The following is a 23,662-nucleotide window of genomic DNA, read 5'->3' on the forward strand; positions in this document are numbered from 1 at the left end:
ACGGCCATCGCTCGCCAACGTGCACTTCAAATCGCAGCGACGGCTCAACGGCTACAGCTTCGCGGTCTCCTCGGCTCCGTCCACCAGATCTGCCACTGCCCGCAGTGACTTGCATTTTGCAAGCTACTCACCTACCCTCCCGTCATGCAGCCAAAGTCCCCCTCGATCCTGGAATGCCCGGTCGGCCGCGCCGTGGAGACGGTTGGCGAGTGGTGGAGCATCCTGATCCTGCGGGATGCGTTTCAGGGCTCGACGCGGTTTGACGAGTTCGAGCGCAATCTCGGCATCGCGCCGAACATCCTGTCGCGGCGTCTCGCCCATCTCACCAAGACCGGCATGTTCGTCCGCCGCCGCTATCACGAGCGGCCGCCGCGTTACGAATATCTGCTGACGGACAAGGCGCGGGATTTCTTCCCCGTGATCGCCACACTGCTCGCCTGGGGCAATAAGCATCTCGCGCCGAAAGGGGAATCCATCCTGCTGGCGAACCGGGGCGATCGCCGGCCGCTCGATCCGGTCGTGGTCGATGCCGCCGGCATGCAGCCAATCACGCTCGCCAATGCGGTGGTGATCGCAGGCCCCGGCGCGAGCCGCCTGATGCGGCGGCGGCTCACTACGCTCAAAGCCATGAACCCGGCCGTCGCGCCGGCTGGAGACTGACATGCGTCGTATCGTCGTGACGGGAATGGGCGCGGTGTCGCCGCTCGGCTGTGGTGTCGAATTGTCCTGGCGCCGGCTGCTCGCCGGTCAAAGCGGGTTGCGCCCGCTGCCTCAATGGTCGCAGGCGCTGCCCGCGCGCATTGCCGGTCTCGTGCCAGACAAGGCCGACGATGCCGATGGCGGTTTCGATCCGGCGCAGGCCGCCGCGCCAAAAGATCAGCGCAAGATGGACCGCTTCATCCTGTTTGCGCTGCTCGCCACTGCAGAGGCGGTCGCACAGGCCAAATGGGCGCCGCAGGACGCAGCGTCACTGGAGCGGACCGCGACCATCATCGCTTCCGGCGTCGGCGGCTTTCCGGCGATGGCGGAGGCGGTGCGCATCACCGAGCAACGCGGCCCGCGCCGTCTGTCACCATTCACGATCCCCTCGTTTCTCGCCAATCTCGCCGCCGGTCACGTCTCGATCAAATACGGCTACAAGGGCGCGCTGGGCACGCCGGTCACGGCGTGTGCCGCCGGCGTACAGGCGATCGGCGATGCCGCGCGCATGATCCGCGCAGGCGAGGCCGACGTCGCGATCTGCGGCGGCGCCGAGGCCTGCATCGATATCGTCAGCCTCGGCGGCTTTGCAGCAGCACGCGCGCTGTCGAGCTCCTTCAACGACGAGCCCGCGCGCGCCTCGCGCCCGTTCGATCGCGACCGCGACGGTTTTGTCATGGGCGAAGGCGCCGGCATTCTGGTGATCGAGGAACTGGAACATGCGCTCGCGCGCGGCGCCACGCCGGTCGCCGAAATTCTCGGATATGGCACCACCGCGGATGCCTATCACATGACGTCGGGCCCACCCGACGGCGATGGCGCCCGCCGTGCCATGGAGATCGCACTGCGGCAGGCGAACCTTGCGCCCGCCGATCTGCAGCATCTCAACGCACATGCGACCTCGACGCCGGCCGGCGACGAAGGCGAGCTCGGCGCGATCGCTGCGCTGTTCGGCCGCAACAACGCCATCGCGGTGAGCGCGACCAAATCGGCCACCGGCCATCTGCTCGGTGCCGCCGGCGGCCTGGAGGCGATTTTCACCGTGCTTGCCTTGCGTGACCAGATCGCGCCGCCGACACTCAATTTCGAAACCCCCGACGCAAACGCCGATGGTATCGACATTGTTGCAGGCCGCGCGCGGCCGATGCCGATGCTCAACGCCATCTCCAACGGCTTTGGCTTCGGCGGCGTGAATGCCAGCGCGATCTTCCGCCGCATGGTCTAACGACAGGCCTTGCAATCGCGGCACGCTGCGCTACGAAAATGGAATGATTGAAACGAATTTCTGGCTGTTCCTCGCCGCCGCCCTCGTCATTGCCGCCATTCCCGGCCCCGGCATCTTCTACGTCGCGGCGCGAACCGTGTCGGAAGGGCGCGCCAGCGGCTTTGCCTCGACCGCCGGCACGGCGCTGGGCGGCCTGGTTCACGTGGTCGCCGGCGGCCTCGGCATCTCCGCGATCATCCTGGCCAGCGCCGAGCTTTTTGCCATCGTGAAATTCATCGGCGCGCTGTATCTGGTCTGGCTCGGCATCAAGACGTTTCGCAGCGCCGGCCGGGCTCTGTCGCTCGCGAGCGAGCCTGTCGGCGACAAGCGCGCGTTCCGCGACGGCGTGCTGGTCGAGGCGTTGAATCCGAAGACCGCGGCGTTCTTCCTCGCCTTCATTCCGCAATTCCTCGATCCCGCAGGAGCGAGCCCCCCACTGCAATTCGTCGCGCTCGGCACCATCTCGGTGACACTGAACACGCTCGCCGATGTCGTCGTGGTGCTGATGGCGTCCGCGACGCGTACACAGCTGATCGGAAGGCCGCGTCTGATGCGCCGCCTCACCCAAGGCTCCGGCGTCTTCATTGCCGGCCTCGGCCTGTCGCTCGCGCTGGCGCGGCGTCCGGTGAACGGGTAGCCCGCGATGCTCGCCCCGCAAAGTCGCACCTACGAGTCCCACGGCCTGCGGCTGCATTATGCGGACTGGGGCAACGAGGACGCACCGCCACTCATCCTGGTCCATGGCGGCCGCGATCATTGCCGCAGCTGGGACGCCATCGCACGCTCGCTGCAACCGCATTTTCATGTGATCGCGCCCGACCTGCGCGGCCACGGCGATTCCGACTGGACCAAGGGCGGCAGCTACGCGCTGACGGAGTATGTCTACGATCTTGCCCAGCTTGTCCGTCACACCGCAGCGCCTCAAGTGACCCTCATCGGCCATTCGATGGGCGGCATGGTGAGCCTTATCTTTTCAGGCTCGTTCCCCGAGCAGGTCACCAAGCTCGTGGTTCTCGACGGCGTGACGGTGTTGCCTGATGCGCCGAAGGCTCCGACGCATGAGCGCATCGGCAAATGGGTCGGCCAGCTCGACAGGCTGCACCACCGCACTCCGCGCCGCTATGCGACCCTTGAGGACGCGGCCGCGCAGATGGTGCTTCACAACAAGCGGCTGTCCCGCGACCTCGCGCTTCACCTGGCAACACATGGCGCACGGCAGAACGAGGATGGCACCTATAGCTGGAAGTTCGACCCGTACCAGCGCGCCTCCGCGCCGCACCGGCTCTGGCCGGACGACCACGTCGCGCTGTGGTCGCGCATCGCCTGCCCCACGCTGTTGCTGAATGCCGGCGAAAGCTTTCTCGCCGGCGCCAGGGCCGCAGGCCTGGAGCGCTATTTCCAGCAGGCGCGCATCGAGATCATCGCCGGCGCCGGGCACTGGCTGCAGCATGACAAGCCGGAGGAGGTGCTGGGTGAGATCCGGCAATTTCTTGGGCTCGGCGAGCTATCGTAGGGTGGGGCAAAGCGAAGCGTGCCCACCACGCATCCAGATCGTACGATAGAAGTGGTGGGCACGCTGCGCTTTGCCCCCTACGACACTTTCGCCTTAGCTCAACGTCCCCGCATGCAACCACCAGCCGGGGTGACCCCTGCGGATCTTCTCGGCGGCGGCATGCGCCTCAGCCGGCGCGCCATAGATCGCAAAGCAGGTCGCGCCCGAACCGGACATTCGCGCAAGCTTGACGCCCGCGGAGTCGCGCAGCGCCTCCAGCACGTCGCCGATCACCGGCTCGATGCGCAGCGCAGGCGCTTCGAGATCGTTGGGGACGGTCTCGAGAACATCGACCCAGTCGGCGATGGAGGCGCCCTCGTCGGGCCAAGCCGTGGCGTCGAGGACGGAGGTCGCGCCGACCAGCAGTTCGCCGTTGCGCAGGCCCAACTCCTGGAACACGTCCTTTGTCGCAACCGGCACGCGCGGATTGACCATCACGCAGGGCATGCTCGGCAACGCCAGCGGCAGCAACTGCTCACCGACGCCGGTCATGTCGCAGGCGCGCGAGAACAGGCACACCGGCACGTCGGCGCCGGTCGCAAGTGCGACCTCTTGCAGGCGGGCATCATCGAGCGGCAAATTGTTGAGGCGCGCGAGCAGGCGCAGCGCCGCCGCCGCATCGGCCGAACCGCCGCCGATCCCGGCTGCAACCGGCAAGACCTTGTCGAGCGCGAAGGCGCCGAGCTTCAAGTTCGGCACCGCGTCGGCCAACAGTTTTGCGGCCTTGAACACGAGATTGTCTGATGTCTCGCCGCAGGCCGCGGCAAGCGGCCCCGTGGTCGCAAGCCTGAGCCCGCCACCCGGCTCCAGCGTGAGCCGGTCGGCACAATCGGCAAACGCAACCACGCTCTCGAGGTCATGATAGCCGTCAGCACGACGGCCCACCACACGAAGGCTCAGATTGACCTTCGCGCGCCCTTCTTCAACCAACGCCGGCATCGGCGATACGCCCCCAGTTGCTTATTTTGCTTTGCGCATGATCTGGTCGGAAAACCGCTGCACACTTTTCCGGATCATGCGCAGCCTCAACCGCCCTTGCCGTCGTCTTTCTTCTTGTCCGCCTGCGCGGCCGAAGAGTTCGAATTCTCATCCGTCATGCCATTGGCGATCTTGGCCTCGATCTTCGGCAGATCGTCCGGCTCGGGCTTGAGATCGCGAGCATGCGCCCACTGGAATTTTGCCTCCAGCGTGCGCCCGACGCGCCAATAGGCGTCGCCGAGATGGTCGTTGATGGTGGGATCCTCGGGCTTGAGGTCGATCGCGCGCTCGAGGTTCTTCACCGCCTCTTCGTAGTTGCCGATGCGGTAATAGGCCCAGCCGAGGGAATCGACGATGTAGCCGTCGTCGGGCCGCTGCTCGACGGCACGCTTGATCATCTTCATGCCTTCGTCGAGGTTCACGCCCTGGTCGATCCAGGAATAGCCGAGATAGTTGAGGACATGCGGCTGATCGGGCTGCAGCTCGAGCGCCTTCTTCATGTCGGCTTCGGCCTTGCCCCACTCCTTGGTGCGTTCCTCGCAAATGCCGCGATAGTAGTACCAGACGCTGTTGGCCTTGTCGTTGCCGGCCGGCAGCGCGTCGATGCCGCGCGAATAGGTCGCGCCGCAGTCGCCGAACTTCTTGCGGCCGCGCTCGATATTGCCGAGCGCCATAACGGCCTCAATATCCTTGGAGTCCTCGGCGGTCACACCCTTGAGGATCTTGATCGCCTCGTCGGTGCGGTCGGCCGAATCCAGATCGATGGCGAGCTGGATCTGCGCGTTACGCCTCAAGGGCGAGCTCGACGGGACCCGCTCATAGATCTTGATCGCCATCTGCGGCCGCTTCACCGATTCATAGAGGTCGGCGAGCGAGAGCAGGGCCAGCGGATGACTGGGCTGGAGATAGAGTGCGAGCTGGAGATAGACCAGCGCGAGATCTTCGCCGCCGCGACGGGTCAACGTGGCGCCGATGCCGTAGAGCGCCTCGGCAGCACCAGCCTGTGCGGAATCGACCAGCGACGGCATCTTCTTGCCGGCCTTGGTCTCGCGCAGGCCTTCCACGATCAGCGGATGGCGGGCGAGCTTCTTGTCGAATGCTTCATAGATCGCGGTCGCCGAGGCCGCGTCCTTGTTGCGCGACAGCCAGCGCGCATAGGCCTCGCTGACGCGCAGCATGGAATCGTCGAGTTTGTAGGCGCGCTCGAAGCGGGCGCCTGCGTCCTTCTCCTTACCGGCGTTCTCGAGAATCATGCCGGCGTGCAGGTCCTTGAACAGCGGATACCATTCCGGGCCCGCCAGCTTATCGATGGTCGCGACCGCGCCCTTGGCATCGCCCGCACCATAGGCGGCCCAGCCGGACAGCAGCGTTGCGACGAGATCGGTGATCGGCCCGCGAACCGACTGGTTGATGTTGCTCTGCGCGCTCGGATACTTCTTCAGCTTCAAATCATGCACGCCGACCACGAGGCGCGCGACGCGATTGGTCTTGTCGATGGCCAGGATGCGCTCGGCGAGCTTCACCGCTTCCTCGATGTCGCCATCGCCGAGCGAGGAAATGAAAGCGCGGTCGAGCAGCTCGTTGTTCTTGGGGTCGGTCCGCAGCGCGGAGCGGTAAAAGGCGGCGGCCGAGGTCGCGTCGCGCTCGACGCTGGCGTGACGGGCGGCGAGATAGCTGCCGGCGGTGGTGAGCGACTTCAGATCGTTTCGGGTCGGAAACTGCGCCGCCGTGTCGGCCGGATGATCCGGCGTCTGCGCCAGCACCCCGCCTGGGACCGCCACGATCGCAGAGCCGGCAAGGGCGATGGCAGCAGCAGTCCAGCGGTTGAAACGATTTGAAAACATCAGGGCTCGCCTTGAGTTGGTAGTGCCTGGGTTTGAAGCAAATGGCCGTCTCGCACGCGAACGCCGCCGGCGACACGGGACCCGGAACCGTCTGGGCCGGACAATGCCGCTTTTGGCGCTTCACCGCAAGGATTCGGGCCGGGCGATCCCTTCCGCACGCCCCAAATCGGCCAAGTGACGGTCAAGAGCGCCCCAAGACGCTGTCACTATGGCCTTATCGTGGCCGGGGGCACCCGTGGTGCTCCCGTTCTCACGCGAACGTGCGTTACATCACCCTTCGGACCTATTTGGTCGCCTGGCGCACCGTTACATCGCCTCGTAGTTCGGACCGCCGCCTCCCTCCGGAGGAACCCAGGTGATGTTGCCGTTGGGGTCCTTCACGTCGCAGGTTTTGCAGTGGACGCAGTTCTGGGCGTTGATCTGGAAGCGCGGGCCCGAACCTTCCTCGATCCACTCATAGACGCCGGCCGGGCAATAGCGATTCGACGGACCGGCGAACACGTCGTGCTCGGAAGTCTTCTGCAGGTTCATGTCGGCCACCAGGAGGTGGACCGGCTGATCCTCCTCGTGATTGGTGTTGGACAGGAACACCGAGGACAGCTTGTCGAAGGAGATCTTGCCGTCCGGCTTCGGATAGTTCTTCGGCGCGTGTTGCTTGGCCGGATCGAGCGTCGCGCGATCGGGCTTGGCATGGGACTGCGTGCCGAACAGCGAGGTGCCGAACAGCGTGTTGAACCACATGTCGAAGCCGCCGAGCGCGACGCCAAGCACGGTGCCGAACTTCGACCACAGTGGCTTGACGTTGCGGACCAGGAACAGATCCTTTCCGACCGACGAGGACCGCCACGCGTTCTCGTAGTCGACGATCTCGTCGTTGGCGCGATCGGCCGCGAGCGCGGCTGCAACATGCTCAGCGGCAAGCATGCCGGTGCCCATCGCATTGTGCACGCCCTTGATGCGCGGCACGTTGACGAAGCCGGCCGCACAGCCGACCAGCGCGCCGCCGGGGAAAGTCAGCTTTGGCACCGACTGGTAGCCGCCTTCGGTGATGGCACGCGCACCATAGGCAAGGCGCTTGGCACCTTCGAAGGTGCCGCGGATCGACGGATGAGTCTTGAAGCGCTGGAATTCGTCGAACGGCGACAGATACGGATCGTCGTAGTTCAGATGCACGACGAAGCCGACCGCGACGAGATTATCGTCGTAGTGATAGAGGAACGACCCGCCGCCGGTCTTCAGGTCGAGTGGCCAGCCGAACGAATGCTGGATCATGCCCTTCTGGTGCTTGGCGGGATCGATCTGCCAGACTTCCTTGAGGCCGATGCCGAACTTCGCCGGCTCGCTGTTGGAATCGAGCGCGAACTTGGCGATCAGCTGCTTGGTCAGGCTGCCGCGCGCGCCTTCGGCGAACAGCGTGTACTTGCCGAGCAACTCCATGCCGCGGGTGAAGGAGTCTTTCGGCTTGCCGTCGCGGCCGATGCCCATGTCGCCAGTAGCGATGCCCCTCACCGCGCCCTGTTCGTCATAGAGCACTTCGGCGGCGGCAAAGCCCGGGTAGATCTCGACGCCGAGCGCCTCGGCCTTGCGCGCCAGCCAGCGGCAGACATTGCCGAGCGAGCCGATATAGCAGTGATGGTTGTCCATCAGCGGCGGCATCATGAAGTTCGGCAGCTTGATCGCGCCTCCGGCCGTCATCCAGTAGAAGCGGTCGTCCTTCACCTGGGTCTTCAGCGGGCAGTCGGAATCCTCGCGCCAGTCCGGGATCAGCTTGTCGAGCCCGGCCGGATCGATCACGGCGCCGGAGAGAATGTGCGCACCGACCTCGGAGCCCTTCTCCACCACCACGACGTTGAGATCGGCATTGATCTGCTTCAGCCGGATCGCCGCAGCCAGGCCCGAGGGGCCGGCGCCGACGATGACGACGTCGAATTCCATGGATTCCCGCGGGGGAAGTTCTTCGGTGCTCATCTGATCTCAGCCCTTGAGACGGTTCCTCGTCATTTGCGCTCCCTTGTTTCCGATTTTTCCGGGTAGGACAACCACGGAAATGCGTTCCGTTGGGATGCAAGGCGCCTTAAGATGAACTAATAGTCTGACTTTCCAAATGATCCCCGAGCCCGCACCCACCGTCCGAGAGCTTCTCGCCTTCTATCTGGAGGCCGGTGTCGATTGTGCGCTCGCCGAGGAACCGGTCGACCGCCTGGCGGAATTGGACGCCCCGCCGCCGGCCCCGCGCGCGGTGCCGGTCGAGGCACCGCGGCCTGTCGCCGCGCCTGCGGCGATGCGCGGCGAGGCCGCACCGGCGCCCGACGTCGCTATCGCCTCGGCCCGCGAGGCCGCGCGCACTGCGCCAACACTCGAGGCGCTGCGAGAGCTCATGCAAAACTTCGAGGGCTGCGCGCTCAAGCACACCGCGACGCGGCTGGTGTTCGCCGACGGCAATCCGCAGGCGCGCATCATGTTCGTCGGCGAGGCGCCGGGTCGCGACGAGGATATCGAGGGACTTCCGTTTGTGGGACGCAGCGGCAAGCTGCTCGACCTCATGATCGGCGCGATCGGGCTCAACCGCACCACGGCCTACATCACCAACGTCATTCCCTGGCGGCCACCCGGCAACCGTACGCCGACGCCGCAGGAGACGCAGATCTGCCTGCCCTTCATCCAGCGTCATATCGAGCTGGTGAACCCAGATGTGCTGGTGACGCTCGGCAATCCCTCGACGCAGACGCTGCTCTCGACCCGCGAGGGCATCATGCGGACGCGCGGCCGCTGGTTCGACTACGACACGGGTAGCCGCACCATCCGCGCGCTGCCGACCTTTCACCCGGCCTACCTCTTGCGCTCGCCGTCCTACAAGCGGCTTGCCTGGCAGGATCTGCGCGCGATCGCGAAGTTGCTGGCGGGCGCGTGAGGGACGGGACACTCCCTCTCCGTCATTGCGAGAGCCTTACGTCCCCTTCGGCCGCACGATGGCCCAGCCGATCCGCAGCAACTGCTGGCGGCCGGTCACCAGCCATTCGAAGGCGCGTGGCACTTCCGGCACGATGCCGGGAAAGCGCGCGAGGATTTCGGGCGGCGGAGTGCCGGCAGTATCTGAGGCGCGCCAGACCACGACGCCGCCGGTCTCGCTGAATTTTGCCTGTGACATCCAGGGCGTACGCACGGGCGCGCCTTCGATGAACAGATGCGGCCGGCCGGAGTGCATCGCAATCAAGCTCGCAAGCTCGGTTTCGCCTGCGACCGCGCGCAGGCGATGGTTGGTGCGGCGGGCAAAGCTGTCGTCGAAGAAGTCCGAGATCGCGCGCGCCGGCATCGATGTCGCGATCTCACCGGTGCCGCTCCAGGGCAGGAACAGCACGGCCAGCACGACGCCGGCCGCGGGCGCCACGATGGCCGCTATCCACACCGTGCGCAGCATCCGGGCGCGGCGCATCGCAATGAGATCGCCGGCCACGACGACCATGGCGAGGCCCGACACGACCAGCACCACGCCGGCACCGCCGACGACGGCATCGAGCCCGAACAGGCCGGAGATCAGGACCGCACCGAGCGCGGGCGCCAGCGTGAAGAAATGGACGAAGTTGCGCGCGAGCGGCTCGACGGGTGGCCGGTAGATGATCGGCGCCTCCTCGGGCTTGCCGGCGAACAGGGGTGAGTTGAGGAAGGTCAGCACAGGGACCGCCGCTGCGCCGAGCACGAGCCCGCCGAGCAGCCAGACGGCGTGGATCGCGCGGGCGCCGAGGTCGGCAATTTGCGGCAGGGCCGGCAGCACAAGGGTCTCGGCGCGCATCAGCCAGACCGCATAGGGCAGCGCCAGCACGGCGACGACGACGAGCGCGAACAGCGGATCGAGCGCGCGCAATGTCCGGCGGCCTGCGGCGGTCGAGAGCGCGAAGACGACGAGCAATGCGAGCAGGAAGATCGCGGCCGGCGTGGTCAGCAGGAGCAGGCCGGCCTCGATCGACCAGGCGAACCAGGCATTGCCGCGGCGCTGGCCGATGATCTGCCAGGAATGCAGCAGCAACAGCGCCCAGATCGGCCGCGCGAGAACCAGGGGACCGAAGTCGAGCGCGGACGAGGAGAAAGCCAGCACCGTCATGGTCAGGAGCACAGCGAGCACCGCCTGCTGCGTGCCGACCACGGCGCGCGCCAGATGATAGAGCGTGATGAAGGTCGCGATCTCGCAGAGCTCGGCCAGGACGTAAACGCCGAACATATGTCCGCCGACGGCGCGATAGGCGATATCGGCGAGCCAGACCGACAGCGGCGGGCCGAGATCAGTGCCGACCTGGTACTCGCGACCGAAGGCCAGCAGGGTCGCGAGGCTGCCGGGCGGAGTGCGATAGAACAAGAGCGCCACCAGCAGCCACATCGCGGCCTGCAACAGCACGGCGATCCAGACGATCAGCCGCGGCCGGGCGCGAATGAGCTCGATGACCAGGGAGGTAAACCGCATGCAACGCCCGCAAGATGCAGCCAACCCGTCCAGCCGGCCCTATTCGCTCACGCCTGTTTTGATAAAGGGCGCTGCGCGTCGTGGCAACGACAGTCTACGCTAGAGGCCTGCCGAAGCATCGATTTCAACTGTGGTCTCAACCTGCACCTCGACCTCGGTGACCGCAAACAGATCCCGCACCGGCTCGACGGTCCAGGGCATGTGCTTGGCGCGGGCGGTGGCGACCGGGGCGAAGAAGCTGCGGTGGTGCGCGGTGGGGCCGAGACGGTCGAGCGCGTCGAGATGCTCGGGGACGGCGTAGCCCTTGTGCTGCTCGAAACCGTAGCCCGGGCAGTCCTGCGCCAGCGCGCACATCAGCCGGTCGCGCGTCACCTTGGCGACGATCGAGGCGGCCGCAATCGACAGCACGATGCCGTCGCCGCCGATCACGGCCTCGCAGTCGCATGCAGTATCGAGCCGGTCGCGGCCGTCGACGAAGACGTGCTTCGGCGTCTCCGGCAGCGCGATCACCGCGCGCTTCAACGCCCAGAGCGAGGCGCGCAGGATGTTGTCGCGGTCGATGCGGAAGCGCGAGGCGACCGCGACCGAGACCTGGGCGGTGGCACAGATCTTGTCGAAAAGCTTCTCGCGCTCCTCCGCCGTCAGCCGCTTGGAATCGTCGATGCCGCGCGGAATGCGGTCGGGGTCGAGAATCACCGCAGCCGCCACCACGGGGCCGGCGAGCGGCCCGCGACCGGCCTCGTCGCAGCCAGCCACCGGCCAGATGCCGCGCTTGATCAGCGCGCGCTCACGACGGAAGCTCGCTTTCGCTGGCGCGGCATTCCTGGCAGCGTCGTTCTTTGACGCCTCTTTGGCTGGTGTCTTGGTGGACTTGTCCCGAATCATGGCCGGGATCGTGCGCAAGCGATCCGGCCTGCGCAACAGGGAACCCCAACAATTCCCGTTATTCAGACAGGTTGTTGCTCCGCGCCTCAGAACAGGCTGAGCTGCTCGCCGTTCTGCTTTGGCCGGGCAAAATGATCCGTGGTCAGCTTGGCACGGCGCTTGTTCAGGCCGAGCCGGTCGCAGGCGATCTCGAAGCGGCGGCCGATGGTCCAGGCCATCGGTCCGGTGCCCTTCATCCGCTCGCCCCATTTGGCGTCGTAGTCGCGCCCGCCCCGCATGTCGCGGATCAGCGTGAAGACGTGGCGGTAGCGATCCGGATAGTTCGCCATCAGCCATTCGCGGAAGAGATCGCGCACCTCGAGCGGCAGCCGCAGCAGCACATAGGAGGCTTCCTTGACGCCGGCGTGCGCCGCGGCATCGAGGATGCGCTCGATCTCGGAATCGTTCAGCGCGGGGATCACGGGGGCAACCATCACCGTGGTCGGAATGCCGGCGTCCGAGAGCTGCTTCAGCGCCTCAAGCCGCTTCGGCGGCGTCGAGGCGCGCGGCTCCATCGTGCGCGCGAGTTTTGGGTCCAGTGATGTCACCGATATCGCGACCTTGGCGAGGTTGCGCTTGGCCATGCGGGCGAGAATGTCGATGTCGCGCACCACCAGCGCCGACTTGGTGACGATGCCGACGGGATGGCCGGCGCGCTCCAGCACCTCGAGAATGCCGCGCATGATTTTGCGCTCGCGCTCGATCGGCTGATAGGGATCGGTGTTGGTGCCGATCGCGATCATCCGCGGCTCGTAGCCGGCGGCCGCGAGCTCCTTCTCGAGCAGCGCCGGCGCCTCGGGTTTCACGAACAGCTTTGACTCGAAGTCGAGGCCCGGCGACAGGCCGAGATAGGCATGCGTCGGCCGCGCGAAGCAATAGACGCAGCCATGCTCGCAGCCGCGGTAGGGATTGATCGACCGATCGAAGCCGATGTCGGGGGAATCGTTGCGGGTGATCACCTTGCGCGAGGTGTCGACACCGACCGTGGTCTTGAACGGCGGCAGCTCTTCCAGGCTCTGCCAGCCGTCGTCGAAGGCGACGCGTGCCTCGGCCTCGTAGCGGCCGCTGGCGTTGGATTGCGCGCCCCGCCCACGCTTGCGCGCACGGTCGATGGCGACGCCAAGCTCGGGGAAATCAGAAGGCGCACCCGCCGGCTCGGAGGGCGCCGTGACCGGCGGGTGCTTGAGAGCAGAAGAAGAAGCTGGACTCATGAAGCCACGATAGCACGTCGAGGGAACAAATCAAGAACATAAAGGAAAAACGCGAAAACAACCCCATGCACAGTAGAGGTGCCCAAACCTCGCGCGCTGACTATTGGCCTCACGCAACAACGCGTGACCTCGATCCCGCTTGATGCGGCTGAAGGATCGATCTCGCCGGAACTCGGTTGGTGACGGTCCCGGGTGAAAGTCGGCAGGAACATGACAAATCAACGACAATCGGCCGCGGCGAGCAGCGACCTCGATCTCCTCGATCGCTACTGGCGCGCCGCGAACTACCTCTCGGTCGGGCAGATTTATCTCCTCGACAATCCGCTGCTTCGCGAGCCGTTGCGGCCCGAGCACATCAAGCCGCGCTTGCTCGGCCATTGGGGCACGACGCCGGGGCTGAACTTCATCTACGCCCACCTCAACCGCGTCATCCGCGCGCAGGACCTCGATATGATCTATGTCTGCGGTCCCGGTCATGGCGGCCCGGGCATGGTCGCCAACACCTATCTGGAAGGCAGCTACAGCGAGATCTATCCAGACATCCCGCGCGATGCGGACGGATTGCGAAAACTTTTCAGGCAGTTCTCCTTCCCCGGCGGCATTCCGAGCCACGCCGCGCCGGAAACGCCCGGCTCGATCCACGAAGGTGGCGAGCTCGGCTATGCGCTGGTGCACGCCTATGGCGCGGCATTCGACAATCCCGACCTCATCGTCGCCTGCGTCGTCGGCGACGGCGAAGCCGAGACCGGCCCGCTTGCCGCGTCCTGGCACTCCAACAAGTTCCTGAATCCCGCCCATGATGGCGCGGTGCTGCCGATCCTGCATCTCAACGGCTACAAGATCGCGAACCCAACCGTGCTCGGCCGGATGCCCGACAGCGAGATCCGCGATCTCTTCCGCGGATTCGGCCACGAGCCGCTGTTCGTCGAGGGCGATGATCCCAAGCTGATGCACCGGGCCATGGCGGATGCGCTCGACGTCGCGCTCGCCAGCATCCGTTCTATCCAGCAGCACGCGCGCGACGGGCGCACAAGCGTCGAACGGCCGCGCTGGCCGATGATCGTGCTGCGCAGCCCGAAGGGCTGGACAGGCCCGAAGGAGGTCGACGGCAAGAAGGTCGAAGGATTTTGGCGTGCGCATCAGGTGCCCGTTGCTAGCTGTCGCGAGAACCCTGCGCATTTGAAGATTCTCGATGACTGGATGCGCAGCTACCAGCCGGAAAAGCTGTTCGACGCCAGCGGCGCGCTCATTCCCGAGCTTCAGTCGCTGGCGCCCGAAGGTAACAGGCGTATGGGAGCCAATCCGCACGCCAATGGCGGGCTGCTGAAGAAGGAGCTGAAGCTGCCGGACTTCCGCAGTTTTGGCGTCGACGTGCCGCAGCCCGGCGGCGTCACGGGAGAAGCGACGCGTGAGCTTGGCAAGTTTTTGCGCGACGTCATCCGCCTCAACGCGCAAGAGCGCAACTTCCGCCTCATGGGTCCGGACGAGACCGCATCAAACCGTCTCGATGCCGTGTTCGACGCCACCGAACGGGTCTGGATGGAGCCGGTCGAATCCTACGACGTGCATCTCGCCCAGGACGGCCGCGTGATGGAGGTGCTGAGCGAGCATCTCTGCCAGGGCTGGCTCGAGGGCTACCTGCTCACCGGCCGCCACGGCTTCTTCTCCTGCTACGAGGCCTTCATCCACATCGTGGATTCCATGTTCAACCAGCACGCCAAATGGCTGAAGGTGACGCGGCACCTGCCGTGGCGGCGTCCGATCGCCTCGCTGAACTACCTGCTGACCTCGCATGTCTGGCGGCAGGACCATAACGGCTTCAGCCATCAGGATCCCGGCTTCGTCGACCTCGTCGCCAACAAGAAGGCCGACATCGTCCGCATCTATTTCCCGCCGGACGCCAACACCCTGCTGTGGATCGCCGACCACTGCCTGCGCACTTACAATCGCATCAACGTGATTGTCGCCGGCAAGCAGCCGGCGCCGCAATGGCTCTCGATGCAGGATGCCGCTAACCATTGCGACGCCGGCATTGGCATCTGGACGTGGGCCGGCAACGAGGACGCGGTTGGCGAGCCCGATGTGGTGATGGCCTGCGCCGGTGACGTGCCGACCTTGGAGACGCTCGCGGCCGTCGATCTCCTGCGCAAGGCGCTCCCGGACATCAAGATCCGTGTCGTCAACGTCGTCGACCTGATGACGCTGCAACCGAAAGAGCAGCATCCGCATGGGCTGTCCGATCGCGACTTCGACAGCCTGTTCACGCACGACAAGCCTGTCATCTTCGCCTATCACGGCTATCCTTATCTGATCCACCGGCTGACCTATAACCGCACCAACCATGATGGCCTACATGTGCGCGGTTTTGCCGAGGAAGGCACCACGACGACGCCGTTCGACATGGTCGTGCTCAACGGGCTCGACCGCTACCACCTCGCGATCGAGGCGATCGAGCGTGTGCCGGGACTTGCGACCAAGGCTGCGCAGGTGAAGCAACAGTTCCGCGACAAGTTGATCGAGCATTCGCGTTACGTGCGCGAGCACGGCGAGGACATGCCGGAGATCCGCGATTGGGTCTGGCCGGGCAAGTCGGGCTGACATCATGGCGGCCTCCAACGCGGTCCTCGTCCTCAACGCAGGCTCGTCGAGCATCAAGTTCGGCCTGTTCGAGATCTCGGGCAGCGAACCCGCCATGCTCTGCAAGGGCCTGCTCGACGAGCACGAGGCCAAGCCCAGGCTGGTGGCAAAGAGCCCATCGGGCGAGACGCTGTTCGAGACGCAGAGGGAGACCTCGGACGCGGATGGTGGCCATCTGTTCGCCGATGTGCTCGGCTTCATCGAGGACCGTTTTGGCCAAGGCCGCCTGCGCGCCGTGGGTCACCGGATCGTCCATGGCGGTCCGGATTATTCCGGCCCGATCTCGCTGACGGACGACGTCTATGCGAAGCTGGAAGCACTCACACCGTTAGCGCCGCTGCATCAGCCCCGTTGCCTGGCGCCGGTCCGCGCCGTCAGGGCGTTCCGTCCTGCACTGACGCAGATCGCCTGCTTCGACACCGCCTTCCATCACGGCCTGACGCCGCCAGCGAACCGCTTCGCCATTCCGAGACGCTACGAGGCACAGGGCCTCCGGCGCTACGGCTTTCACGGCCTCTCATTCGAATATGTCGCGGGGCGACTCGCCGTGATCGCGCCCGAGCTTGCAGCCAGACGCACCGTCATCGCCCATCTCGGCAATGGCGCGAGCCTCTGCGCCTTGCGCGACGGCCGCAGCGTCGACACCACGATGGGGCTGACGCCGCTCGACGGCCTGGTCATGGGCACGCGCTGCGGCACCATCGATCCCGGCGTGCTGCTCTACCTGTTGCAGCACGACACGATGACAGTCGAGGATTTGCAGCACCTGCTCTATCACGAGTCCGGCCTGCTCGGCGTTTCCGGCATCTCCGCGGATATGCGGACGCTGCTGGCGAGCGGCGAGGCTTCGGCGCGCGAGGCGGTCGATCTCTTCGCCTTCCGTGCGGCACAGGAGGTGACGGTGATGGCGAACACGCTTGAAGGACTGGAGTGCCTCGTTTTCACCGGCGGCATCGGCGAGCACGCCAAGCAAATCCGCAGCGCCATTGGCGAGCGGCTCGCCTGGCTCGGTGTGCGTATCGATGCCGCGGCGAATGATGCCGCGCGCGAGCGCATCAATGCCGACGACAGCGCCGTGGATGTGCTCGTCATCCCGACCAACGAGGAACTGACGATCGCACGGCACTGCGCCGCGGTGCTGCAGCGGGGCTGCCTCCCTTGAGAAAGCATGGGAGGTTGTGGCCATCCTTCGAGACGCCCGCTTGGCGGGCTCCTCAGGATGAGGTCGAGTATGTGGCACCAACAGGTTTTAATCGATGGACAGTCGTCCGATAGCCAAGAGTCTTTTCGGCACTTGCACCAAAACACGCATGCCGGTTAGCCTCATCCTGAGGAGCGCGCCCTTGCGCGCGTCTCGAAGGATGGGGCGGGCACGATGACAGAAGGCGCATACCTCTACATTCTCAAATGTGCCGATGGCAGCTACTACATCGGGACGACGCGAACCGAGCTTGAGCTCCGGATTGCGCAGCACAACGCCGGCACGTTCGCCGGCTACACAAGGTCGCGCAGACCCGTGACCCTCGTCTTCTCGCAATGGTTCGACAGGGTGACCGACGCGATCGAATGCGAACGCAAACTCAAGAAATGGAGTCGCGCCAAGAAGGAAGCTTTCATGCGCGGCGACTTTGCTGAGCTCCATGAATTGGCGAAGCGCGGACCTCATCATCCTTCGAGACGCCCGCCTATTGCGGGCTCCTCAGGATGAGGGCTGAACTTGCGGCTTTCAGCTCAATGAACCCCGGTATAAATCTGAAAACACCCGATTGCGACCTCGATCACGATCAGCACCACCACCGCGATCTCGAGTCGCAGCGAGCGCTGGGTGTCGATGATGTCGGTCAGCGCATCGGCGGTCTCCGCGACCACCGTGAGCTTGCGCTCGAGCGTGTCGAGACGCTCCTTCAGCTCGTACTCGTCTTCGAGACGCGCATAGAGCCGGTCGAGCTGCGGCTTTTCCCAGAGCGCATCGGGTTTTTCGGCAACCGCGACGCGGCCGGCGACGCGCTGCTGGACCAGCAGCGCGTTGCCGATGAGCTGCAGGATGCCCTTGCGCGGCCGCGACGTACGGCCTTTCTCGGCGAGCTCGCGTGCAAAAGGCTCGATGACGTCGAAGACCGCAGCGACGCGACGCTCGTCGCGCGCCAGCGACGTGCTCTTGGCGAGCGCGTCCGCGATCAGCAGCAGCCGCTCGTCGGAAAATTTCGAGAGGCAGATCGGCCCGCCGGGCTGGATCGCCTCGGCGTTTTCGTCGTGACAGAGCTGCGCCTGCGCGGTCTCCTCCTCATAGGGGCTGAATTCGCCGGTCACGCGCGACTTGAGACTGTCGATGAGGACCTTCTCCTCCGATGGCAACAGCCCGATCAGCACCACGACGCCGTAGCGGAAGATCACGGCCAGGCCGCCATGGACCCGGAAGGCAGCCGGCGTCGAGGATACCAGCGTGCCGATCTCGAGCCCCGACGGATTGATGCGTTCGCCCAGCATCACGGCGCGGATCCGCAAGGTCGGCGCGGCCTCCGGCTTCGGCAATGGCGGCGTCGCGCCAATGGGAAGTTGATCGGCGTTCATTGGACACATCTCGCTTTGCGCAATGGCGATTGCACGTTTTTCCCGTCCGCACGGGAACAGCGCCGTTTCCCGGACGATATCGGCGGAGAAAAGCCTCGTTTGAAGATCACGAGACCGAAAATCGCCGAAACATTCGGCAATTTGACCACCCGTGCACGACATATTCGGCCGGGACGGGCGCACGCCGGTTTACCATTGCACGCCGAACGGCTTGCGAAAAGTTGCACTCGGCAGCGCAGCATGTTTATGACAACATCATAACGCGTTGCGCTTCTCCCGAATTGCGGACATCGAAGTCTCAATCATGCTGAGCGTCATCATTCCGACCGAAGGCGTCGAGCAGACCGCGGTCGCAACACTGGCCGCGCTGGTCCCCGGTGCCGCGGCAGGCATCATCAAGGAAGTCCTGCTGGTCGACGGCACAAGCAACGGCGTCATCGAGCGCGTTGCCGACGTCGCCGGCTGCCGCTTCGTCGGCTGCGAGGGATCTTCGCAAGGCGCAGCACTGGCCGCCGGCGCGCTCCAGGCCCGTTCGCCCTGGCTGATGTTCCTCCCTGCCGGCGCGGTGCTGGACACCGGCTGGATCGAGGAGACCACCCAATTCATCCAGGCCGTCGCGGCCAGTGGCCGGGATCGTGCGGCCGTGTTCCGCTACGCCCGTTCGCCTTACGCCGATACCGGCTTCCGCGACGTCCTGTGGTCCGTCGCTCGCAAGGTGGTCGGCCCCCTCGGCGATCAGGGGCTTTTGATCGCGCGAGATCATTACGACCGGATCGGCGGCTATCCGCCCCAGGCCCGCCGGTCCGAGGCGCGGCTACTGCGGCGGCTCGGCCGCTCCTCCCGGACAATGTTGCGCAGCCGGATCGTCATGGTCGCTTGAGGCACCCGATACTTGCCAAAGTCAATTAATTATTTGACAATGGCAATTATTGAGGTGTCCCATGCCAATTAACGGTACCGACGACCAGACCGCAGCGGTTCGCGCCTTCAACCGCTTCTATACCCGCAAGCTCGGCGTGCTCGACCAGCACCTGGGAGATAGCCCGTTCTCGCTCAGCGAGGCTCGCGTGCTCTATGAGCTCGCGCATCGCGACGACCTCGCGGCAAAAGAGATCGGAAACGAGCTCGGCCTTGACGCCGGCTACCTCAGCCGCATCGTCCAGAGCTTTGACGAAAAGGGGCTGATCACGCGGAAGCCCCTGCCGGCAGATCGCCGGCAATACCAGCTCTGCCTCACCGCCAAGGGCCGCCAGAGCTTCGCCAAGCTGAACCTGAGCTCGCAAAACGAGGTTGCCGCAATGCTGGCGCAGCTTTCGGCCGGCGATGCAACGCGGCTAACGCAGGCGATGGCGACCATTCAGGCCGTGCTGGAGCAACGTCAAAGCCAGCCCGCTTCCGTCGTGCTGCGCAGCCACCGCGTCGGTGACATGGGCTGGGTCATCTCCAAGCAAGCCGCCGCTTATGCCGCGGACTACAACTGGGACATCAGCTACGAGGCGCTGGTCGCCGAGATCTGCGCTCAGTTCATCAAGAATTACGACGCCGCGCGCGAGCATTGCTGGATCGCGGAAGTCGATGGCGAGCCGGTCGGCTCGATCTTTCTGGTCAAGGCCACGGACGAGATCGCCAAGCTCCGCCTGTTGCAGGTGGAGAAGAAAGCCCGTGGGCTCGGCGTCGGCCGTGCGCTTGTGGAGCAATGCATCCAGGGCGCGCGCGAGCGGGGCTACAGCCGGATGACGCTGTGGACGCAAAGCATTCTGGTCGCCGCACGCGGCATCTATCAGAGCGCCGGCTTCAAGCTGGTCGCCACCGAGCCGCATCGCAGCTTCGGTGCCGATCTGGTCGGCGAGACCTGGGAGCGGGATCTGTAGCTGCGCGATGCGCATGAATGCGCCCTCGCCCCTTGTTGTGGGAGAGGGCAGCGACGCCGGCGGACACAGGCCCACTTGGGGGTATCTCTCCGCGAGTCTGGAATCGTAGGGTGGGCAAAGGCGCGTTAGCGCCGTGCCCACCGATCCAGCATCGCGATAGAAGTGGTGGGCACGCTTCGCTTTGCCCACCCTACGATACTGTCCGCGCTCACACCGTTGCGCCCTGCGCCTTTGGCCTGCGCAGGTGCTCGTCCAGCCGCGGCATGATCTCGACGAAATTGCAGGGGCGCGTGCGGTAGTCGAGTTGAGCAGCGAGGATGCCGTCCCAACCGTCGCGGCAGGCGCCGGGCGAGCCTGGCAGGCAGAAGATGTAGGTTGCGCCCGCAACGCCCGCGGTGGCGCGGCTCTGGATAGTCGACGCGCCGATCTTGGCGTGGCTCAGCATGTGGAAGGCGATCGAGAAACCATCCATGCGCTTCTCGAGCAGCGGCTCGATCGCCTCCGGCGTGACGTCGCGCCCGGTAAAACCTGTGCCGCCGGTGGTGATGACGACGTCGACGCCGGCGTCTGCGACCCAGCGCCGGATCACGGCGCGGATGGCCTCGACGTCATCGGTGACGATCTCGCGCGCGGCGAGATGATGGCCGGCGGCCGTGAGACGGTCGACAAGCGTCTGGCCGGACTTGTCATCGGCGAGCGCCCGCGTGTCGGAGACGGTGAGCACCGCGATGTTGAGCGGGATGAACTGTTTGGTTTCGTCGATGGAGGCCATTGCTCATTCCTCTCGTGTCCCGGACGCGCTGCAGCGTGAAACGCTGCTGCGCAGAGCCGGGACCCAATTGGAGATTTGAGCGACCGGCAATTTGGGCCCCGGCTCTGCAGCGCACCGCTGAAGAAGCGCTGCGCTGCGTCCGGGGCACGGGCACCTGTGTCTACGGCCCGCCGCCGCCGAACGTGTTGCAGGCCTGCAGCGTGCCCTGCTGATAGCCGGTCATGAACCACTGCTTGCGCTGCGCGGCCGAGCCGTGGGTGAAGGAATCAGGCACGACGCGCCCGGTGGCCTGACGCTGCAGCGTATCGTCGCCGATCGCGCTCGCCGTGGTCAGCGCGGCGTCGATGTCGCCGGATTCGAGGAAGTTCGGGCGCTTCTTCGCCTCGCGATTGACCCAGACGCCGGACAGACAGTCGGCCTGCAATTCGACCTTCACCTGGAGCGCATTGGCCTCGGCCTTGCTGCCGGCCTGCTGCTGCAGTCGCGTCACCTTCGGGATGATGCCGAGCAGGTTCTGGATGTGGTGGCCGGCTTCATGCGCGATGATATAGGCGGTGGTGAAATTGCACGCGGACTTGCCGGAGCAGCCGCGGAAACGTGTCTCGACCTCTCGGAAGAAACCGGTGTCGAGGAAGATGGTGCGGTCCGGCGGGCAGTAGAACGGACCCATCGCCGACTCCGCCCGGCCGCAACGGCCGCCATTGGTGGCGTTGCGGAACAGCACGACCTTTGGGCCGGTGTAGGACTGGCCGCTGGCCTGGAAGATCTCGCTCCAGCGATCGTCGATCTCGCCGAGGATGCCGGAGATCATGCTGCCCATCTCGTCGGTCGGCGCGCCGCGCTTGGCCTGACTCGAGGGACGGTCGCTCTGGTAGCTCGGCGCCTGGCCGCCACCGGTGAGGATCTCGGCGCCGCCGATCAGGATGCGCGGATCGATGCCGAAGGCATAGCCGACCAGGCCAAGCACGATGATGGTGCCGATGCCGAGGCCGCCACCGCCCATCGGCAGGCCGAATCCGCCTCCTCCACCGCCGCCAAATCCTCCACCACCATCGTCGCGACGATCCTCGACGTCGTCGCTGCGGCGGAAATCATCGTAGCGCATGGCGGGCTTCCCTCAGGTCGGCGATTGCAGGGCGTGGGCACGCGGGAAACGCGAAACCCTCACCGCGCCACAGACGTAGAATTTCCATTGCGTTAATCAATATCCCGCTCGGCAATTATTGCCTAGTGCGACAGCGTGCGACGCCAGCAATTTTTTCCGAGGGCCAAGCATTTTTTTCCGAGAGAAATTTGGAGTCTTTTGCAGCTTCAGCCACTCCCGCAACGCGAAGAAACGCGAAACACACTGCAAAACACGGCAAATATACGCAACGACTCGCGCGCGACGCGCGATGCGGGGTCTGCTCACGAAAGCGGCGGGTTAAGTCGATTTTTACTTTGCCGCTTCATTGTAACGGTCAGTCGGTTGTTTGGTCCCGCGTCGCCGACAGCGTCGCCTGAGTCAGAGTTCTTGAGTCATGGTAGTGTCGCGTCGCGGGGCGTCTGCAAGGGCGCCCCGCACAAATTTTGAGTCCGCCTCGCACAGCATCGTCCTCGGCGATTGCGTCGCCGAGATGTCGAAGCTTCAGGCTGGTTCGGTCGACCTCGTGTTCGCCGATCCGCCCTACAATCTGCAGCTCAAGGGCGATCTCAAGCGCCCCGACGAATCCCATGTCGATGCCGTCAACGACGACTGGGACAAGTTCGATTCATTCTCCGCCTATGACGATTTCACCCGCGCCTGGCTGCTGGCCGCGCGCCGCGCGATGAAGCCGTCGGCGACGATCTGGGTGATCGGCTCCTATCACAACATCTTCCGCGTCGGCGCGATCATGCAGGACCTCGGCTTCTGGCTCCTGAACGACATCGTCTGGCGCAAGACCAACCCGATGCCGAATTTCCGCGGCCGCCGCTTCACCAATGCGCACGAGACCATGATCTGGGCCGCGCGCGATGAGAAGGCCAAGGGCTATACCTTCAACTACGAAACGCTGAAGGCCGCCAACGAGGACGTGCAGGCACGTTCCGACTGGCTGATCCCGCTCTGCACCGGCGAGGAGCGCCTCAAGGGCGCCGACGGCAAGAAGGTGCATCCGACGCAGAAGCCGGAAGGCCTGCTCGCGCGCGTGCTGCTGTCGTCGTCGAAGCCCGGCGATCTCGTGATCGATCCCTTCAACGGCACCGGCACCACCGGCGCCGTCGCCAAGCGCCTCGGCCGCTCCTATATCGGCTTCGAGCGCGACAAGACCTACGCCAAGGCGGCCGCCGCGCGGATCGCCGCGGTCGAGCCGCTGCCGGAAGAGAGCCTCGCCCCGTTCATGACCGCGCGCGAAGCACCTCGCGTGGCGTTCTCCGAGCTGATCGAGCGCGGCATGATCATGCCCGGCACAAAGCTGTTCGACGCCAAGAAGAAGCTTGGCGCGCTGGTCCGTGCCGACGGCGCCATCATGTTCGGCGACAAGGTCGGCTCGATCCACCGCATGGGCGCGGTGGCCCAGGGCGCGCAGGCCTGCAACGGCTGGACCTTCTGGCACGTCGAGACCAAGAAGGGTCTCAAGCTGATCGATGAGCTCCGCGCCGAGATCCGCGCCGGCATGGCGGCGGAATAGCCGAGCCCTTGGTCATTCCGGGGCTCGCGAAGCGAGAACCCGGAATCCATCGAACCACGTCACAAACCGCCTGATGGATTCCGGGCTCGCGCCAAGAGGCGCGCCCCGGAATGACCGCCGTGGGTTGTCGGGGCGACCGCAGCCCTTACGGCCGCGAACAGCCTTTGTTACGCTGGCCGGTCTGCGCGGAGCGCAGGCACCACCTGTCAATCTCATCCCTTGTGCGACCAGC

General features: G+C 65.3%; 20 protein-coding genes. 11 read left to right on the forward strand and 9 right to left on the reverse strand.

Translation table 11 applies throughout. The annotated features are described in order from the left end of the window. Positions 1 to 144 precede the first annotated feature (144 nt). Genes ABID58_RS17950 through ABID58_RS17965 form a run of 4 tightly spaced genes read left to right on the forward strand, consistent with a single transcriptional unit; the run spans position 145 to position 3,476 of the window. The gene (locus tag ABID58_RS17950) at positions 145 to 660 is read left to right on the forward strand and encodes a winged helix-turn-helix transcriptional regulator (RefSeq protein ID WP_148750028.1); all 516 of its coding nucleotides are present in this window, start codon (positions 145 to 147) and stop codon (positions 658 to 660) included. Position 661: 1 nt separating this feature from the next. Beyond that, complete coding sequence (gene fabF / locus ABID58_RS17955) at positions 662 to 1,924, forward strand: beta-ketoacyl-ACP synthase II (RefSeq protein WP_354033628.1); 1,263 nt, start codon at positions 662 to 664, stop codon at positions 1,922 to 1,924. Between the two features lie 43 nt (positions 1,925 to 1,967). Continuing rightward, a complete protein-coding gene (locus tag ABID58_RS17960; protein ID WP_354033629.1) occupies positions 1,968 to 2,600 on the forward strand; it encodes a LysE family translocator in 633 nt (210 codons plus the stop codon). 6 nt (positions 2,601 to 2,606) lie between these two features. After that, complete coding sequence (locus ABID58_RS17965; RefSeq protein WP_354033630.1) at positions 2,607 to 3,476, forward strand: alpha/beta fold hydrolase; 870 nt, start codon at positions 2,607 to 2,609, stop codon at positions 3,474 to 3,476. A gap of 93 nt (positions 3,477 to 3,569) precedes the next feature. Here ABID58_RS17965 and ABID58_RS17970 read toward each other — a convergent pair whose 3' ends face one another. From ABID58_RS17970 to ABID58_RS17980, 3 genes are all read right to left on the reverse strand, one after another. Next, positions 3,570 to 4,454, reverse strand: coding sequence for a 4-(cytidine 5'-diphospho)-2-C-methyl-D-erythritol kinase (locus tag ABID58_RS17970; RefSeq protein ID WP_354033631.1), 885 nt, complete (start codon positions 4,452 to 4,454; stop codon positions 3,570 to 3,572). A gap of 86 nt (positions 4,455 to 4,540) precedes the next feature. Next, positions 4,541 to 6,337: a tetratricopeptide repeat protein gene (locus tag ABID58_RS17975; protein ID WP_354033632.1), complete on the reverse strand. Its 1,797-nt coding sequence runs from the start codon at positions 6,335 to 6,337 to the stop codon at positions 4,541 to 4,543. A 306-nt stretch (positions 6,338 to 6,643) separates the two neighbouring features. Beyond that, positions 6,644 to 8,305 (reverse strand): electron transfer flavoprotein-ubiquinone oxidoreductase, encoded by a 1,662-nt coding sequence (locus ABID58_RS17980; RefSeq protein WP_354033634.1) that lies wholly within the window; start codon positions 8,303 to 8,305, stop codon positions 6,644 to 6,646. Between the two features lie 136 nt (positions 8,306 to 8,441). On the opposite strand from ABID58_RS17980, the gene ABID58_RS17985 reads away from it, so the two are divergent. Then, positions 8,442 to 9,248, forward strand: a complete 807-nt coding sequence (locus ABID58_RS17985) for a uracil-DNA glycosylase (RefSeq protein ID WP_354033635.1) — start codon at positions 8,442 to 8,444, stop codon at positions 9,246 to 9,248. A 36-nt stretch (positions 9,249 to 9,284) separates the two neighbouring features. Here ABID58_RS17985 and ABID58_RS17990 read toward each other — a convergent pair whose 3' ends face one another. The 3 genes from ABID58_RS17990 to ABID58_RS18000 all read right to left on the reverse strand — a co-directional run bounded on the left by ABID58_RS17990 (position 9,285) and on the right by ABID58_RS18000 (position 12,928). Continuing rightward, the gene (locus ABID58_RS17990; RefSeq protein WP_354033637.1) at positions 9,285 to 10,793 is read right to left on the reverse strand and encodes a glycosyltransferase family 39 protein; all 1,509 of its coding nucleotides are present in this window, start codon (positions 10,791 to 10,793) and stop codon (positions 9,285 to 9,287) included. Between the two features lie 99 nt (positions 10,794 to 10,892). Beyond that, positions 10,893 to 11,678, reverse strand: a complete 786-nt coding sequence (rnhB, locus tag ABID58_RS17995) for a ribonuclease HII (RefSeq protein WP_354033638.1) — start codon at positions 11,676 to 11,678, stop codon at positions 10,893 to 10,895. An 86-nt stretch (positions 11,679 to 11,764) separates the two neighbouring features. Continuing rightward, on the reverse strand, positions 11,765 to 12,928 hold the full coding sequence (locus tag ABID58_RS18000) for a PA0069 family radical SAM protein (RefSeq protein ID WP_148750046.1): 1,164 nt from the start codon (positions 12,926 to 12,928) through the stop codon (positions 11,765 to 11,767). Positions 12,929 to 13,138: 210 nt separating this feature from the next. Between ABID58_RS18000 and ABID58_RS18005 the strand changes: the two genes are divergently transcribed. The 3 genes from ABID58_RS18005 (at position 13,139) to ABID58_RS18015 (ending at position 17,273) form a co-directional block, all read left to right on the forward strand. Continuing rightward, positions 13,139 to 15,526 (forward strand): phosphoketolase family protein, encoded by a 2,388-nt coding sequence (locus ABID58_RS18005; RefSeq protein WP_354033640.1) that lies wholly within the window; start codon positions 13,139 to 13,141, stop codon positions 15,524 to 15,526. A 4-nt stretch (positions 15,527 to 15,530) separates the two neighbouring features. After that, positions 15,531 to 16,727 carry an acetate/propionate family kinase gene (locus ABID58_RS18010; RefSeq protein ID WP_354033641.1) on the forward strand — a complete coding sequence of 399 codons (1,197 nt, stop codon included), beginning with the start codon at positions 15,531 to 15,533 and terminating at the stop codon, positions 16,725 to 16,727. A gap of 213 nt (positions 16,728 to 16,940) precedes the next feature. Next, positions 16,941 to 17,273, forward strand: coding sequence for a GIY-YIG nuclease family protein (locus ABID58_RS18015; RefSeq protein WP_354033643.1), 333 nt, complete (start codon positions 16,941 to 16,943; stop codon positions 17,271 to 17,273). Between the two features lie 23 nt (positions 17,274 to 17,296). Here ABID58_RS18015 and ABID58_RS18020 read toward each other — a convergent pair whose 3' ends face one another. Then, complete coding sequence (locus ABID58_RS18020; protein WP_354033644.1) at positions 17,297 to 18,136, reverse strand: RMD1 family protein; 840 nt, start codon at positions 18,134 to 18,136, stop codon at positions 17,297 to 17,299. Positions 18,137 to 18,440: 304 nt separating this feature from the next. Here ABID58_RS18020 and ABID58_RS18025 point away from each other — a divergent pair, with 304 nt between their 5' ends. Both ABID58_RS18025 and ABID58_RS18030 read left to right on the forward strand, forming a co-directional pair. Beyond that, positions 18,441 to 19,016 carry a glycosyltransferase family protein gene (locus tag ABID58_RS18025; protein ID WP_148750056.1) on the forward strand — a complete coding sequence of 192 codons (576 nt, stop codon included), beginning with the start codon at positions 18,441 to 18,443 and terminating at the stop codon, positions 19,014 to 19,016. 61 nt (positions 19,017 to 19,077) lie between these two features. After that, positions 19,078 to 20,007, forward strand: coding sequence for a bifunctional helix-turn-helix transcriptional regulator/GNAT family N-acetyltransferase (locus ABID58_RS18030; protein WP_354033645.1), 930 nt, complete (start codon positions 19,078 to 19,080; stop codon positions 20,005 to 20,007). Positions 20,008 to 20,215: 208 nt separating this feature from the next. On the opposite strand, the gene moaB is transcribed toward ABID58_RS18030, so the two are convergent. Both moaB and ypfJ read right to left on the reverse strand, forming a co-directional pair. After that, entirely contained in the window at positions 20,216 to 20,779 is a 564-nt protein-coding gene (gene moaB / locus ABID58_RS18035; protein ID WP_354033646.1) for a molybdenum cofactor biosynthesis protein B, read from the reverse strand. 160 nt (positions 20,780 to 20,939) lie between these two features. Then, positions 20,940 to 21,884: a KPN_02809 family neutral zinc metallopeptidase gene (ypfJ, locus tag ABID58_RS18040; RefSeq protein ID WP_354033647.1), complete on the reverse strand. Its 945-nt coding sequence runs from the start codon at positions 21,882 to 21,884 to the stop codon at positions 20,940 to 20,942. A 415-nt stretch (positions 21,885 to 22,299) separates the two neighbouring features. Between ypfJ and ABID58_RS18045 the strand changes: the two genes are divergently transcribed. Further along, on the forward strand, positions 22,300 to 23,430 hold the full coding sequence (locus ABID58_RS18045) for a site-specific DNA-methyltransferase (protein ID WP_354033648.1): 1,131 nt from the start codon (positions 22,300 to 22,302) through the stop codon (positions 23,428 to 23,430). Positions 23,431 to 23,662: the final 232 nt, after the last annotated feature.

The sequence above is a fragment of the Bradyrhizobium sp. S3.2.6 genome, from assembly GCF_040546885.1.
Taxonomy (GTDB): Bacteria; Pseudomonadota; Alphaproteobacteria; order Rhizobiales; family Xanthobacteraceae; genus Bradyrhizobium; species Bradyrhizobium cytisi.

Bases quoted from the DNA above. Each gene is read 5' to 3' on its own strand.
- ABID58_RS17985 (WP_354033635.1), top strand. From the start codon at position 8,442: ATGATCCCCGAGCCCGCACCCACCGTCCGAGAGCTTCTCGCCTTCTAT.
- ABID58_RS18030 (WP_354033645.1), top strand. From the start codon at position 19,078: ATGCCAATTAACGGTACCGACGACCAGACCGCAGCGGTTCGCGCCTTC.
- ABID58_RS17970 (WP_354033631.1), bottom strand. From the start codon at position 4,454: ATGCCGGCGTTGGTTGAAGAAGGGCGCGCGAAGGTCAATCTGAGCCTT.
- ABID58_RS18020 (WP_354033644.1), bottom strand. From the start codon at position 18,136: ATGAACGCCGATCAACTTCCCATTGGCGCGACGCCGCCATTGCCGAAG.
- ABID58_RS17990 (WP_354033637.1), bottom strand. From the start codon at position 10,793: ATGCGGTTTACCTCCCTGGTCATCGAGCTCATTCGCGCCCGGCCGCGG.
- ypfJ (WP_354033647.1), bottom strand. From the start codon at position 21,884: ATGCGCTACGATGATTTCCGCCGCAGCGACGACGTCGAGGATCGTCGC.
- ABID58_RS18010 (WP_354033641.1), top strand. From the start codon at position 15,531: ATGGCGGCCTCCAACGCGGTCCTCGTCCTCAACGCAGGCTCGTCGAGC.
- ABID58_RS18045 (WP_354033648.1), top strand. From the start codon at position 22,300: ATGGTAGTGTCGCGTCGCGGGGCGTCTGCAAGGGCGCCCCGCACAAAT.
- ABID58_RS17980 (WP_354033634.1), bottom strand. From the start codon at position 8,305: ATGAGCACCGAAGAACTTCCCCCGCGGGAATCCATGGAATTCGACGTC.
- ABID58_RS17965 (WP_354033630.1), top strand. From the start codon at position 2,607: ATGCTCGCCCCGCAAAGTCGCACCTACGAGTCCCACGGCCTGCGGCTG.
- ABID58_RS18025 (WP_148750056.1), top strand. From the start codon at position 18,441: ATGCTGAGCGTCATCATTCCGACCGAAGGCGTCGAGCAGACCGCGGTC.
- moaB (WP_354033646.1), bottom strand. From the start codon at position 20,779: ATGGCCTCCATCGACGAAACCAAACAGTTCATCCCGCTCAACATCGCG.
- ABID58_RS17960 (WP_354033629.1), top strand. From the start codon at position 1,968: ATGATTGAAACGAATTTCTGGCTGTTCCTCGCCGCCGCCCTCGTCATT.
- ABID58_RS18015 (WP_354033643.1), top strand. From the start codon at position 16,941: ATGACAGAAGGCGCATACCTCTACATTCTCAAATGTGCCGATGGCAGC.
- ABID58_RS18005 (WP_354033640.1), top strand. From the start codon at position 13,139: ATGACAAATCAACGACAATCGGCCGCGGCGAGCAGCGACCTCGATCTC.
- fabF (WP_354033628.1), top strand. From the start codon at position 662: ATGCGTCGTATCGTCGTGACGGGAATGGGCGCGGTGTCGCCGCTCGGC.
- rnhB (WP_354033638.1), bottom strand. From the start codon at position 11,678: ATGATTCGGGACAAGTCCACCAAGACACCAGCCAAAGAGGCGTCAAAG.
- ABID58_RS17950 (WP_148750028.1), top strand. From the start codon at position 145: ATGCAGCCAAAGTCCCCCTCGATCCTGGAATGCCCGGTCGGCCGCGCC.
- ABID58_RS18000 (WP_148750046.1), bottom strand. From the start codon at position 12,928: ATGAGTCCAGCTTCTTCTTCTGCTCTCAAGCACCCGCCGGTCACGGCG.
- ABID58_RS17975 (WP_354033632.1), bottom strand. From the start codon at position 6,337: ATGTTTTCAAATCGTTTCAACCGCTGGACTGCTGCTGCCATCGCCCTT.